Raw genomic sequence first — 13236 nt, forward strand, 5'->3', positions numbered from 1 at the left:
GGGCATAGGGTCGACACATGACTTCTCTCCGCTCGCTCACGCTCAATGACGGCAACCAGCTTCCAGGAATCGGATTCGGCACCTACCCGCTGAAGGGTCAGGAGGCGACGGATGCCGTGGCATCCGCTCTCGAAATCGGCTACCGGCTGATCGACACCGCTGTGAATTACGGCAATGAGGATGCTGTCGGCCGCGCGATCGCGGAGACCTCTGTACCTCGATCGGAGATCACGCTCACAACGAAGCTGCCGGGCCGCGACCACGGCTACGACGAGACCCTGCGGTCGTTCGATGCCTCTGCCAGCGCGCTCGGCGTCGACACCATCGACCTCTATCTCATTCACTGGCCGAACCCGTCGGTCGGAAAGTTTGCCGAGAGCTGGAAGGCGATGGTGCAACTGCAGAGGGACCACCGGGTTCGCAGCATCGGTGTGTCGAACTTCACTCAGGAGTTCATCGAACGGCTTGGCGCCGAGACGGGTGTGCTCCCCGCGGTGAACCAGATCGAGGTGCACCCGTACTTTCCGCAGGAGCCCCTCATCGAATTTCACACCGAGCGCGGCATCGTCACTGAGGCCTGGAGCCCGCTCGGAAAAGGCGCGGCGCCGTACAAGGACGAGGTCGTCGTCGACATCGCTCGCGAACACGGGATCACCCCGGTGCAGGTCATCCTGCGCTGGCACACGCAGCGCGGCACAGTCCCGCTGCCGAAGTCAGGAAACCGCGAGCGGCAGCTGGAGAACTTCTCACTCCCCGGTGGCGACCTGTCCGCCGAGGAACTGGCCGCGATCACTGCACTCGGGCGGGAGAACGGGCGACTGTTCGGCGGCGACCCGAACACCCACGAAGAGATGTAGGGGCGGGTCCGCGACGCTCGCGGACGTCGCGGATCCTGTGCGTGAGCCGGGATGCCGGTCTTCTAGGCTGGTGGCATGACGCTCCAGCCGACATCGCCGTCCCGACAGTCAGTCCGTTCCAGGTTCGCTCGCCGCGCGGCGGTATTTCTCGCCGTCACGGGGGCGCTGGTGATGTCAGCGGGGATCCCCGCGACCGCCGCCGTGCCGCAGCAGGCGGAGGCAGGCATCCGCTCGGATGTCGACGACTTCACCTTCAGTTCGTTCGACGGGGAGTACACGCTCGGCAGGGACGACAACGGCAACTCAACGCTCACAGCCGTCGAGACGTTCGTCGCCGAGTTCCCCGAGTTCGACCAGAACAAGGGCATCATCCGGGCGATTCCCGAGGGATACCTTGGCGTCAACCTGCACACCGAGATCCAGTCGGTGACGGATGCCGCAGGCAACCCGGTCGAGTTCGACGACTCCGAAACCGAAGACGGGTTCATCCTCCTCGCGCTCGGTACTGACGATTACGTCCGTGGCACCCAGACCTACGTGATCGAGTACACCCAGAAGGATGCTGTCCGGGCGTTCGCAGACACTGACGCTGACGAGTTCTACTGGGATGCACCGGGAACGGGCTGGAACCAGCCCTTCACCGAGGCGCAGATGCGGGTCGTCGTGCCGGAGGAACTGGCGAGCGAGCTGACGGGCGCTGCAGCCTGCTACACGGGTCCCCAGGGATCGACCGACAGGTGTGAGCTCGAAGAGACGGCGACGGACGGGACCGTCGAGTTCGCCTCGCCCGTCACCGGACTGGCTCCGCACGAAACGTTCACCGTAGCCATCGGCTTTGAACCGGGTACCTTCGTCACGCCGGAGATCCCATCGACCTGGCCCGTCTTCACCGTGGTCCCGGCAGGGATCGCCGGCGCAGGACTGATCGGTCTTATCGCCGCCGTCTTCACCAGGCGGCGAAACGTCAGGGATGCGCCAGGGCGAGGAACCATAGTCCCGCAGTACACGGTGCCAGCTGGCGTGGACATCGTGGTGGCCGCCGACCTGATCGGCAAGATCACGAAGGCCATCCCTGCCCTGTTCCTGAGCCTTGCGGTGAGGAGAAACATCCGCATTCTCGACGATGGTGAGTCGTCGAAGCTCGGCGCGAAGAAACGCGAGTACCGTATTCAGTTCCTCACGGACGCCGGCGCATCGGCCGCCGATCTCGAGGCGCTCGACGCCCTGTTCGGCGCAACAAGGCGTCCGAATATGATCATGCCGCTCAGCGCAACGAACACCACGCTCAGCAAGAAGCTCCAGGCCATGACGACGAAAGCGACGGATGCTTCGGTCGCTGCCGGCTACCGCGTGAAACGTAAAGTACCGCGCGCCGGCTGGTTCGCCCTGTTCGCTCTCGCCGTTTTCGCTGTGCTGTTCGCGCTCTTCTGTGTCGGTGTGGCGTCGTATGCGGTCAATGCGTGGCTGGGATTCGCGCTCGTCATCGGGCTGATTTGTGCGATCGGCACGCTGCTCGCTGTCTCATCGAAGAAAGCGCTCACGCCCGAGGGGGCCGAGATGAAGGATTACCTGCTGGGGCTCAGGGAGTACCTGGCGCTCGCCGAAAAGGACCGGATCGCCATGCTCCAAAGCCCGGAGGGCGCCGAACGGGTGAGGGTCGAGGACACGGTGAACCCCGGTGACACCGTCGAGGTGATCAAGTTCCACGAGAAGCTGCTTCCCTTCGCTGTCCTGTGGGGAATCGAGAAGGAATGGGCGGAAGAACTGGGCAGGTACTACGAAACCACCGGCACCGATCCGGACTGGTACTCGAGTCGGTCAGGCTTCTCGCCATACGGTTTCACCGCGGGACTGAGTACATTCGCGACCTCGTCCGGGGCGTCGACACCGTGGTCCGCCAGCGCGACTGCGAGCTCGAGCGGTGGTTCGAGCGGTGGTGGATTCTCCGGCGGCGGTGGCGGCGGCGGAGGCGGCGGGGGCCGCTGAGCGTTTGCCCAAACGGGGGTGTCAAGTTGACGGCTGGATCGAGGGGTGTAATCATCGTTTACGGCCCCTCAACTGGCAACCTCGATCACATGAACCCCTCCTGAACTTTTAGGGATTCCCGTGCCCGGGCGAGTCCCTACTCAGAGAACTATGCCGGTGGATATCACCCTCATTATCGTGCTTGTTATAGCACTTGCCCTTTTCTTCGACTTCACCAACGGATTCCACGACACAGCGAACGCTATGGCGACCCCGATTGCCACTGGGGCTCTCAAGCCCAAGATGGCTGTCACGCTTGCGGCGATCCTCAACCTGATCGGTGCGTTTCTGTCGACCGAGGTCGCCAAGACGATCTCGGGTGGAATCATCCGCGAGGGTGAAGGTGGAGTCCTGATCTCGCCGGAGCTCATCTTCGCCGGCCTGATCGGCGCGATCGTCTGGAACATGCTGACCTGGCTGCTCGGACTGCCGTCCAGCTCCTCCCACGCGCTGTTCGGCGGGCTCATCGGTGCCGCCCTCGTCGGGGCTGGTGTCGGGGCCATTGACTTCGGCGTGCTCACCTCCAAGGTGCTCCTGCCGGCGCTCCTCGCCCCCCTCACCGCCATGCTCATTGCCTTCATCGCCACCAAGCTGGCCTACGGCGTCACCCGCCGTTACGACGGCAAGCCGGACGGACGTTCGGGCTTCCGGTACGGCCAGATCTTCTCGTCCTCGCTCGTTGCCCTCGCGCATGGCACCAACGATGCTCAGAAGACGATGGGTGTCATCACCCTCGCCCTCATCTCGGTCAACCTTCAGGCACCGGGTGACGGCGTGCAGTTCTGGGTTGTGGTCGTCTGTGCACTCGCTATCGCTCTCGGCACCTACGTTGGCGGCTGGCGCATCATCAAGACCCTCGGTACCGGCCTCACCGACGTGAAGCCGGCGCAGGGCTTCGCCGCCGAGACCAGCACCGCCGCAACCATCCTCGCGTCGAGCCACCTTGGTTTCGCGCTGTCGACAACGCAGGTTGCCTCCGGCTCCGTCATCGGCTCGGGGCTCGGCCGCCGCGGCTCCACAGTGCGCTGGAAAACCGCGGGCAGGATCGGCCTCGGCTGGCTGATGACGCTTCCCGCCGCTGCCATCGTCGGTGCTCTCGCCGCCCTCGTCGCGCACCTCGGCACGTGGGGTGTCATCGTTGACGCCGTCGTCGGCATCGGTACCATCGCTTTCATCTTCCTGTGGTCTCGCCGCGACCAGGTCGGCCACCACAACGTCGTGAGCGAGGTCGCAGCGTCCGGTGAAGCCGTCTCGATTGCTCCAGAGCCCGACATCAAGAAGGTGACCAAGTGATCGACTGGATGGGGTTCGTTATCGTCCTGCTGGCGGCGCTCACCGGCACCGTCGTCGTTGTCGGCCTGTACTCTCTCGGGCTGAAGTTGCTCGTGCGGGCGGGCCGTGTGCCGGTTGTTACGCCGGCTACTTTCACCGACGCAATCACGGTGTTTACCGAGGCCGAGATTAAGTCGGCCGCGAAGAAGGCCGCCAAGGCCGTCAGGAAGAATCCGCTGTCCCCGACGCAGAAGCGGATCGCCCAGATCGCCGCATACACCTGCTTCGCGCTCTGCGGCGCGGCAGTACTGTTCGGTATCTACCTCATCGTGCCAGCCCTGCACAGCTAGCACAACGACAAAGCCCCCGGCCCCGACGCGTGATGCGTCGGGGCCGGGGGCTTTGTGCGTGGCGCTCTGTCGGCGCGCAGCGCGTCGCGCCTTAGCCGGTCCCGCGGAGCCGACCGAGGGAGTTCATCACGTGATAAACGATGATCGCCGCGAGGGTTCCGAGCGCAATCCCGTTGAAGATCACATCCCCGAACTGCAGGGTGTAGTTGGCGATGCCGAGGATGAGGGCGATCGCCGCGGTGAACTGGTTCTTCGGCAGTGAGAAGTCGACCCGGTTGTCGATCCAGATCTTCACGCCGATGATTCCGATCAGGCCGTAGAGCGCCGTCGTCACCCCGCCGAGGACCCCGGCAGGAATCGTGTTGATCACCGCTCCGACCTTCGGGGAGAGCCCGAGGAGGATGGCAAAAATGCCAGCGACCCAGTACGCGGCGGTTGAATAGACGCGCGTTGCGGCCATGACACCGATGTTCTCGCCGTATGTTGTGGTTGCCGAACCGCCGCCCATTCCCGCAACGACCGTTGCGAGACCATCGGCGAAGAGGCCCCGCCCGGTGAGTTTATTGATCGTGGGGTCGTCGGTCATTTGTGCGACACCCCGAATGTGTCCGACGTTCTCGGCGACAAGGACGAGCACGACCGGCAGGAACGCGGGGAGCACCGCCCAGAGTGCTGAGTCGGTGAACGGGTTGCCTGGGCTACTGAATTGCGGGAGACCCACCCAGGCCGCATCGCCAACACTGGAGAAGTCGATCTCACCGGCAACCACTGCGGCGATGTACCCGACGATCACGCCGATGAGAATGGACATCCGGCCGAGGATGCCACGGAAAAGGACGGATGCCAGAATCACCGCTGAAAGCGTGATCGTCGCGGTGAGCGGGGCTTGCTGGAAGTTGTTCCAGGCGGCAGGGCCGAGGTTGAACCCGATCAGGGCAACAATGGCGCCGGCGACGACAGGCGGCATGAGCGCGTTGATCCAGCCGATGCCGGTGAACTGCACGAGAAGTCCGACGAGTGCGAGCAGAAGGCCGACGATGACGATGCCGAAAAGCGCGCTTCCCATGCCCTGCGCTGTTGTCGCAACGGTGATCGGAGCGATGAAGGCAAACGACGAGCCGAGGTAACTTGGCAGGCGGTTTTTGGTGATGATGAGGAACAGCAGTGTGCCGATTCCCGAAAACAGCAGTGTGGTCGACGGCGGGAAATCGGTGAGGATCGGGACCAGGAACGTGGCGCCAAACATGGCCACGACATGCTGGGCGCCGAGGCCTATCGTGCGTGGCCAGGTCAGTCGCTCCTGTGGCGCGACGACTTCGCGCGCGCCGACATCCTTACCGTCACCGTGCAGCGTCCAGGGTAAATTCATTCGATCTCGTCTCATTTTCGGGCGTGGTCCTTGCGATACCGTACTCGCAAACAACCGGGGTGCGCGGACGAGCACAAGGCTGGCAATAAACTGGCAGTCTGCGCGTTACGCGTGCACGGGTCACCCGTTCCTGGCTCGTGTGTCTGGCGCCAGCCGGTTTCATCCCATTCTCCTGTTCGGAAAGGCCCCTGAGTGGCATCCTCAACTGCGCCAAGCGTCAAAGACCGCGTCGACAGATTCTTCGAGATTACGAAGCGAGGCTCCACCTTCGGCGGTGAGATCCGCGGCGGCCTCGTCACCTTTGTGGCGATGGCCTACATCGTCATCCTCAACCCCATCATCCTGAGCGGGGGAGTGGACGTCGACGGCAACTCCCTCGACTTCGCCCAGCTCTCCGCGGTCACGGCACTTACCGCCGGCGTGATGACCATCCTGTTCGGCCTCGTGGCCCGACTGCCGTTCGCGTTCGCTGCCGGGCTCGGCATCAACTCGTTCCTCGCGTTCAGTGTCGTCGGTCAGGTCACCTGGGCCGAAGCGATGGGACTCGTTGTCATCAACGGCGTGTTCATCGTGCTCCTCGCCGCAACCGGACTTCGACGGCTGATCTTTGAGGCGGTGCCCATCCAGCTGAAGATCGGCATCACCGTCGGTATCGGTCTCTTCATCGCGTTCATCGGGCTCGTCAACGCGGGCTTCGTCACGTCAACCGGCCAGGCCTCGCCCCCGGTCGGGCTCGGAGTCGACGGCTCGGTCGCGACGATCCCCACCCTCATCTTCGTGATCACGCTCCTCCTCGGCGGTGTGCTCGTCGCCCGCAAGGTGAAGGGCGCGCTCCTGATCGCTATCCTCGTCGGCACGGTTCTCGCGGTAATCACCGAACTCATCTGGCCGGTCGGCGCGTCCAACGGCGGAGAGAACCCTGGCGGCTGGAGCCTCACCGTTCCCGCGCTTCCCACCCAGATCTTCAGCGCTCCCGACCTCGGCCTCATCGGTGCGTTCAACTTCGGTGCCTTTGAGCGGATCGGCGTCCTCGCGGCACTCATGCTCGTCTTCACCCTCGTGTTCACGAACTTCTTCGACGCCATGGGGACAATGACCGGGCTGAGCAAGGAAGCCGGGGTCGCCGACAAAAACGGCAACTTCCCGCGCATCAAGTCCGCGCTCATCGTTGAGGGTGTCGGTGCTGTCGCCGGTGGAGCAACGTCGTCGTCATCGGCCACGGTCTTCGTCGAGTCCGGCGCAGGCATCGGCGAGGGTGCCCGCACCGGGCTCGCCAACATCATCACCGGTGTGCTGTTCATCCTGGCCATGTTCCTGACGCCGCTCACCGGCATCGTCCCGAGCGAGGTTGCATCCGCGGCTCTCGTGCTCGTCGGCGCCATGATGATGGCCCAGATCAAGGACATCGCCTGGACGGAATTCTCCGTCACGTTCCCGGTTTTCCTCACCGTGGCGGTCATGCCGTTCACGTTCTCGATCGCCAATGGAATCGGTGCCGGGTTCATCTCCTGGGTCGTGCTCCGTGCTCTCAGCGGCAAGGCACGCGAGATCAGCCCGCTGCTCTGGATCGTTGCGCTGGGCTTCGTGGTCTACTTCGCGCGCGGACCGATCGAGATGCTGTTCGCCTGATAACGACCTGACGGGCCGGAGGGCCCGACGTCTGCGAGAGCGGGCCGACCGAACGGTCGGCCCGCTCTCGTGTTTCATCCGGGTGACATCTTCAGAGCTGTGTCCGCGGCCCGAACTAGGCTGGGCCCATGGTTCAGCTCGGTCAGTACCCCAAGGCACGGCAGGTGCTCGTTCACCTCAGCGACACGCACTTCCTGAGCGGCGGGGCACCACTCCACGGAGATCTACCGGCCGAGTCCAACCTCGAGCGGGCCCTGGAGCAGGTCGAATCGATGGGCATCAGCCCATCGGCGCTTGTATTCACCGGAGACCTCACCGATGAGGGTGAGACGGATGCCTATGCTCGCCTCCGCGAGCGGGTCGAGCCCGCCGCGCGGCAGCTCGGGGCCGAGGTGATCTGGCTGATGGGCAATCACGATGAACGTGGTGCGATGCGTTCAGCACTTCTCGACGAGGAGCCCAGCGACGCCCCGGTGGACCGGGTCTGGGACCTGGGCGGACTTCGGTTCATCGGCCTTGACTCGAGTGTTCCCGGTTTCCACCACGGCGAGCTGACCGACGCGCAGCTGGACTGGCTCGACGCCGTGCTCGACGTTCCCGCGCGCCTCGGAACGGTGATCGGGATGCATCATCCGCCCGTCCCCGCTCCGCAGCCCCTGTTCGATCTGCTCGAGCTCAGGCACCAGCGCCCGTTCGCCGAGGTGCTCGCCGGCCGTGACGTCAGGGCCATCCTGGCCGGGCACCTCCACTACTCACTCAGCTCGACATTCGCCGATGTGCCGGTGTCAGTTGCCGCTGCGACGTGTTACACGATGAACCTCTCCCGCCCGCCGCGCGAGGCCAACGGTATGAACGGCGGACAATCGTTCAACCTGGTGCACGTCTACGACGAGCAAATCACGCACTCGGTGGTTCCGATCGGCGACTTCGAGACAGCAGACACCTTCAGCGCTGAGTTCATTGCCGAGATGGAGGCGCTCTCGCCCGAGGAACGCGTCGAAGCCTTCTCACGCAAGCGATAGCCACCCGGCCCGCAGGCGCCGCGAGTGCTCCGTGCCATTCCGGCGCGCGTGCGGCATTCGGATGCCAGTTCGGCCAGCTTCCGGGCAGCCAGAAGCGGGTACAGTCGAAACTGTCCGGCCACAAGCACACGACACAGGCGATGGAGCCACACAGTGAGAATCAGCAACGCCGCCACACGCGGAATGACGATCGACGACGAAAGCGGAAAGGGGTTCACGGTGAATGCACCAGGCCAGACGCGGACGGAGACGGATTCACTCGGATCACTGGAGATTCCCGCCGACGCATACTGGGGCATCCACACCGCACGAGCGCTGGAGAACTTCCCGATCTCGAAGCGGCCGATCTCCGTCTATCCCGATCTCGTCGAGGCCCTCGCGAGTGTCAAACAGGCAGCGGCCCGCACGAATGTCGAGCTTGGTGCGTTGAGTGCCGAGAAGGGCGCCCTCATTGACCGGGCCTGCCAGCGCATCATCGACGGCGAGTTCCACGACCAGTTTGTGGTTGGGGTCATCCAGGGTGGCGCAGGAACGTCGACCAACATGAATGCCAACGAGGTCATCACCAACGTGGCCCTCGAGATCGCCGGGAAGCCCAAGGGCGAATACAGCTACCTCTCGCCGATCGATCACACGAACCGCAGTCAGTCGACAAACGACGTCTACCCGACCGCGATCAAGATCGCCCTGTCGTTCTCACTGCAGACCCTGCTCGACGAGCTCGAATACCTCAAGGAGTCGTTCACCCGGAAGTCCGCGGAGTTCCGTCACGTCCTCAAGGTTGGACGCACGCAGCTGCAGGACGCCGTTCCGATGACGCTCGGCCAGGAGTTCCACGGGTTCGCGACGACGCTCGGTGAAGACCACGCGCGGCTCAACGAGACTCGGTGGCTGCTTGCCGAGATCAACCTCGGGGCGACAGCAATCGGTACGGGCATCACAGCGGATCCCCGGTACGCTGCCGCTGCCGTCAAGCACCTGAACCGGATCACCGGACTCAGCCTCGAGACCGCGCCTGACCTCATCGAGGCGACGAGCGACGCCGGGGGATTCATGTCGTTCAGCGGAACCCTCAAGCGTTCGGCGATCAAGCTGTCGAAGATCTGCAATGACCTCAGGCTTCTCTCCAGCGGCCCTCAGGCCGGGTTCGGCGAGATCAACCTGCCGCCGGTCCAGGCTGGATCGAGCATCATGCCAGGCAAGGTGAACCCGGTCATTCCCGAGGTCGTCAACCAGGTCGCGTTCTCGGTGGTTGGCGCGGACATGACGGTGACCATGGCCGCCGAAGCCGGGCAGCTGCAGCTCAACGCGTTCGAACCGGTGATCGCGCACTCATTGCTGCAGAGCATCACCTGGATGACCCAGGCGTGCCACACGCTCCGGGTCAACTGCATCGACGGCATCACGGCCAACCTCGAGCGACTGGAGACGATGGTCGGCTCGTCGGTCGGCGTGATCACTGCCCTCACCCCGCACATCGGGTACTCAGCGGCAGCTGCCCTCGCCAAGACCGCGCTCCTGACCAGGAGGAACATCGCCGATCTCGTGGTCGAGTCGGCGTTGATGACGCGCGAAGAGGTGACCAGGCAGCTCTCGCCGGCGAGACTCTCCGGACTCGAGGCGGTCACGATGGCGATTCCGATCATCGATGGGCCCACTCACCCGCACCCGGTCGGAGAAGAGCTCACAACGGCGGTCGAGGGCACCGAGCGGGTCTGACCCGCCTACGCGCCTGGTTGACCGGGCCGCTGATTGCCTGACCCGCTCGCTGCGCCCATCACTGGCTCACAGCCTGCTCTTCGACCCAGTCGAAGGCGAGGGGGAGGAGATCCGCGATGGCGACGCTCCGAACCCCCACCGGCGTCGGGACGATAACCCGGATGCCGGGGTGATAGTCCGCGAGCACCTGCCGGTCGCGCCCACAGGGGGCCTTCACTCCGCGCCCGGCGTCGCCCACCGCCACGATGGTCACCAGCTCACGGGCGCCCGCACTGCGCGCTGCCCCGAGGGCAACGAGTTCAGCGCAGGGCCCGCCGGTGAAGTGGTACAGGTTGACGCCACGGTGCACGCGGCCGGTGACGTCTCTCACAGCCGCCCCGACCGTGTGTACCCCGGACTCAGCATCCGCGTTGGCGTCGATGACGGCCGTTGCCTCGGCGATGAGGTCGATGTCGTCCTGGCTGAGCTCGCGCATGTTCATGCCGTCGAGCCTATTGCCGGTCAGTGCCGTTGCCGACCAGCGCTGTCGCTGGTGAGGCCGGGAGCAGCCGATCAGGTCATCCGGCAGTGCGTGGTGAGGGCTCCGACACCCTCCACGGCAACGGTGACCGTCGACCAGTCGCGAAGGAAGACCTGCGGCTCCCGGGAGTATCCGGCACCGCCGGGGCTGCCCGTTGAAATCAGAGTGCCAGGCAACAGGGTTGCTGATCGCGACAGGTGGGCGATGAGTTTGGCCACACTGCGCACCATCAGGCCCGTTGTCGAATCCTGCATCAGGTGCCCGTCGAGCGTCGTCGTGACGTGGAGGGCCTGCGGATCGGCGATCTCGTCGCGGGTAACGACGGTGGGTCCCGTCGGCGTGAAGCCGTCGAACGACTTGCAGCGGCTCCACTGGGTCTCGGCGAACTGGATGTCGCGGGCTGTGATGTCGTTGACGACCGTGTAACCGAAAACGTAGTCAAGGGCATCCGCCTCTGAAACGTCTTTGGCGCGCTTGCCGATGATGACGCCGAGCTCCGCCTCATAATCGATCGACTCGCTCAGTGCCCGCGGCCAACTGGTCGTTGCTCCGTGTCCGGAGAGGGAGTTGGGCCAGAGCGAGAACACGGTCGGGGCGGCGTCGGCCTTGACGTTGAGTTCACTGGAGTGGGCCGAGTAATTGAGACCGATGGCGATGATCTGCGGCGGGCGCAGAACGGCCGACGCGTGGGTGAGTTCAGACACCGGTGTGAGCCCTACTCCCTGGGCGAGCGCGGCGTCTGAGTGAGACTTCACCCGCGCCAGCTCGGCATCGCCCCGTTCGAGGAGATGCTGGAGATCGACGGGAGCGTCGTCGAGGATCTCGTCGAGGAAGAGCGCACCGTCCCCGGAGATCACAGCCAGTCGAGCAGCGGGCGTGCCGGGGGCACTGGGATGGGCGTCATCGATCAGGTGTGCAAATCTCACATTCTCAGGGTAGTGGACCCCGCCGCGGTTCATTTCGTAAGCGCGGGAACCAGTAATCTGATCCAATGGCGAACGAGTTTCCTGGCGGACACCGGCACACTCCAGACAATCGCGCGCGCGGTCACGAAGCAAAGGGCCATCGCCCGCTGCAGATCTATACCGGCTCTGCGTACTCCACGCCGGGCGGATTCGGCCACCCGACCTACGCCCAACCCGTCGCCCCTGAGTCCTGGGTTCAGCCCGTGTGGACACAGCCGGTGTCGCGCACGCCGGCGGTTGCCGTGGTCGGCGTCATCGCCGTAGCCGTCCTGACCCTGCTGCTTTTCTCTGTGCTCGGCTACTTCGTAATCTTCCTCGGGCCCGCAGCCACCCTCGTTGGTTTCCTGATCGCCCTCGTGCCGCTTGCCGTCGTGCTGTGGGCGATCCGCTGGGTCGACAGGTGGGAACCGGAACCCCGACTCGCGCTGTTGTTCGGTTTTCTCTGGGGTGCAGCTGCCTCGGTCGCGATCGCCCTCATCGTCGGGCTCACCATCGAGATCGCCGCGATGGCGACGACAGGGCAGGGCACCCCGACATTCCTTCAGGCTGCCCTGCAGGCACCGGTTGTCGAAGAGACAGCCAAGGGCATCGGCGTGCTCATCCTGTTTTTCGCGACGCGCAAGCATTTCACCGGCCCCGTCGACGGCCTCGTCTACGCGGCAATCATCGCCGCGGGATTCGCGTTCACCGAGAACATCCAGTACTTCGCCGTCGCGCTCGTCGAGGGTGGGCTCGGCGAGCTGGGCGCCACGTTCTTCATGCGGGCGATCCTCGCGCCGTTCGCCCACGTGACCTTCACCGCCATCACCGGACTGGCGATAGGCATGGCGGCTCTGCGTGGAGGCAGGATGCTGATCGGCTGGTTCGTTCTGGGCCTCGCGGGTGCCATCGCACTTCACGCGCTGTGGAACGGTTCCCTCTTCGTTGTCAGTTCCCTCGAGTCGTATGCCATGTACTACGTGCTGATCCAGGTGCCGATTTTCGTGATTCTCATCGTGATCACCATCCTGATGCGCAGGCACGAGGCCCGTCTCACCGCAGCGAGGCTCAGCGAGTACGCCGCCGCCGGGTGGTTCGTGCCGGCGGAAGTGCAGATGCTCGCGTCAGCGACAGGGCGCAGGCAGGCCATGTCATGGGCTCGCACGCTGCCGGGAAACAAGGCCGGCGTCATGAAGCAGTTCATCAACGATGCCACCCGGCTGGCATTCACCAGGCAGCGGATCATCACCGGGCGCAATGACCTCGTCAACCGCAAGACAGAGCAGGAACTCCTTGTCGCTGTTGCCGGCGACCGCCAGGTGCTGCTCGGGCCGTAATTGCCCGACGACCGGCACAGAAAAAACCCATCGCCCCGTGCTGCGGCACTGCCGGCGAGTCGACGGGGCGATGAGTTCTCTTAGGTTCAGGATGCACCCGGCATGGCTGTATTGCAAGCACTATTTCCGCATTAGCGCTCGATGACGTGAGCTTCAATGCCCCCCACTCGCTTTGACGCACGCACTCTGACG

Annotated in this window: 11 protein-coding genes; 8 read left to right on the forward strand and 3 right to left on the reverse strand. The window is 64.5% G+C overall.

Going from position 1 to position 13236, the window contains the following annotated elements; all coding sequences use genetic code 11:
* The first annotated feature begins 17 nt into the window (after positions 1–17).
* From AC1X6S_RS10855 to AC1X6S_RS10870, 4 genes are all read left to right on the forward strand, one after another.
* Positions 18–857, forward strand: coding sequence for an aldo/keto reductase (locus AC1X6S_RS10855; RefSeq protein ID WP_483405751.1), 840 nt, complete (start codon positions 18–20; stop codon positions 855–857).
* Positions 858–932: 75 nt separating this feature from the next.
* Positions 933–2843 (forward strand): DUF2207 domain-containing protein, encoded by a 1911-nt coding sequence (locus AC1X6S_RS10860; RefSeq protein WP_483405752.1) that lies wholly within the window; start codon positions 933–935, stop codon positions 2841–2843.
* Positions 2844–2999: 156 nt separating this feature from the next.
* Positions 3000–4175 carry an inorganic phosphate transporter gene (locus tag AC1X6S_RS10865; RefSeq protein ID WP_483405906.1) on the forward strand — a complete coding sequence of 392 codons (1176 nt, stop codon included), beginning with the start codon at positions 3000–3002 and terminating at the stop codon, positions 4173–4175.
* Complete coding sequence (locus AC1X6S_RS10870; protein ID WP_483405753.1) at positions 4172–4504, forward strand: peptidase; 333 nt, start codon at positions 4172–4174, stop codon at positions 4502–4504. Before AC1X6S_RS10865 ends, AC1X6S_RS10870 begins: the two co-directional genes overlap by 4 nt.
* 91 nt (positions 4505–4595) lie before the next feature.
* Here AC1X6S_RS10870 and AC1X6S_RS10875 read toward each other — a convergent pair whose 3' ends face one another.
* Complete coding sequence (locus AC1X6S_RS10875; protein WP_483405754.1) at positions 4596–5873, reverse strand: uracil-xanthine permease family protein; 1278 nt, start codon at positions 5871–5873, stop codon at positions 4596–4598.
* A gap of 192 nt (positions 5874–6065) precedes the next feature.
* Between AC1X6S_RS10875 and AC1X6S_RS10880 the strand changes: the two genes are divergently transcribed.
* The 3 genes from AC1X6S_RS10880 (at position 6066) to AC1X6S_RS10890 (ending at position 10243) form a co-directional block, all read left to right on the forward strand.
* Positions 6066–7502: an NCS2 family permease gene (locus tag AC1X6S_RS10880; protein WP_483405755.1), complete on the forward strand. Its 1437-nt coding sequence runs from the start codon at positions 6066–6068 to the stop codon at positions 7500–7502.
* Between the two features lie 128 nt (positions 7503–7630).
* Complete coding sequence (locus AC1X6S_RS10885) at positions 7631–8524, forward strand: phosphodiesterase (protein ID WP_483405756.1); 894 nt, start codon at positions 7631–7633, stop codon at positions 8522–8524.
* 183 nt (positions 8525–8707) lie between these two features.
* Positions 8708–10243 (forward strand): aspartate ammonia-lyase, encoded by a 1536-nt coding sequence (locus tag AC1X6S_RS10890; protein WP_483405907.1) that lies wholly within the window; start codon positions 8708–8710, stop codon positions 10241–10243.
* A gap of 58 nt (positions 10244–10301) precedes the next feature.
* On the opposite strand, the gene AC1X6S_RS10895 is transcribed toward AC1X6S_RS10890, so the two are convergent.
* Together AC1X6S_RS10895 and AC1X6S_RS10900 are read right to left on the reverse strand one after the other, a co-directional pair.
* Positions 10302–10724: a cytidine deaminase family protein gene (locus AC1X6S_RS10895; RefSeq protein ID WP_483405757.1), complete on the reverse strand. Its 423-nt coding sequence runs from the start codon at positions 10722–10724 to the stop codon at positions 10302–10304.
* A gap of 71 nt (positions 10725–10795) precedes the next feature.
* Positions 10796–11689 (reverse strand): fumarylacetoacetate hydrolase family protein, encoded by an 894-nt coding sequence (locus AC1X6S_RS10900; protein ID WP_483405758.1) that lies wholly within the window; start codon positions 11687–11689, stop codon positions 10796–10798.
* Positions 11690–11754: 65 nt separating this feature from the next.
* Between AC1X6S_RS10900 and AC1X6S_RS10905 the strand changes: the two genes are divergently transcribed.
* Complete coding sequence (locus AC1X6S_RS10905; RefSeq protein ID WP_483405759.1) at positions 11755–13044, forward strand: PrsW family intramembrane metalloprotease; 1290 nt, start codon at positions 11755–11757, stop codon at positions 13042–13044.
* Positions 13045–13236: the final 192 nt, after the last annotated feature.

The sequence above is a fragment of the Mycetocola sp. Y442 genome (assembly GCF_056898615.1).

What these genes read in the sequence shown, in the direction of transcription:
- AC1X6S_RS10855 (WP_483405751.1), top strand. Translation starts at nt 18, where the DNA reads ATGACTTCTCTCCGCTCGCTCACGCTCAATGACGGCAACCAGCTTCCA.
- AC1X6S_RS10860 (WP_483405752.1), top strand. Translation starts at nt 933, where the DNA reads ATGACGCTCCAGCCGACATCGCCGTCCCGACAGTCAGTCCGTTCCAGG.
- AC1X6S_RS10875 (WP_483405754.1), bottom strand. Translation starts at nt 5,873, where the DNA reads ATGAATTTACCCTGGACGCTGCACGGTGACGGTAAGGATGTCGGCGCG.
- AC1X6S_RS10885 (WP_483405756.1), top strand. Translation starts at nt 7,631, where the DNA reads ATGGTTCAGCTCGGTCAGTACCCCAAGGCACGGCAGGTGCTCGTTCAC.
- AC1X6S_RS10890 (WP_483405907.1), top strand. Translation starts at nt 8,708, where the DNA reads ATGACGATCGACGACGAAAGCGGAAAGGGGTTCACGGTGAATGCACCA.
- AC1X6S_RS10895 (WP_483405757.1), bottom strand. Translation starts at nt 10,724, where the DNA reads ATGAACATGCGCGAGCTCAGCCAGGACGACATCGACCTCATCGCCGAG.
- AC1X6S_RS10905 (WP_483405759.1), top strand. Translation starts at nt 11,755, where the DNA reads ATGGCGAACGAGTTTCCTGGCGGACACCGGCACACTCCAGACAATCGC.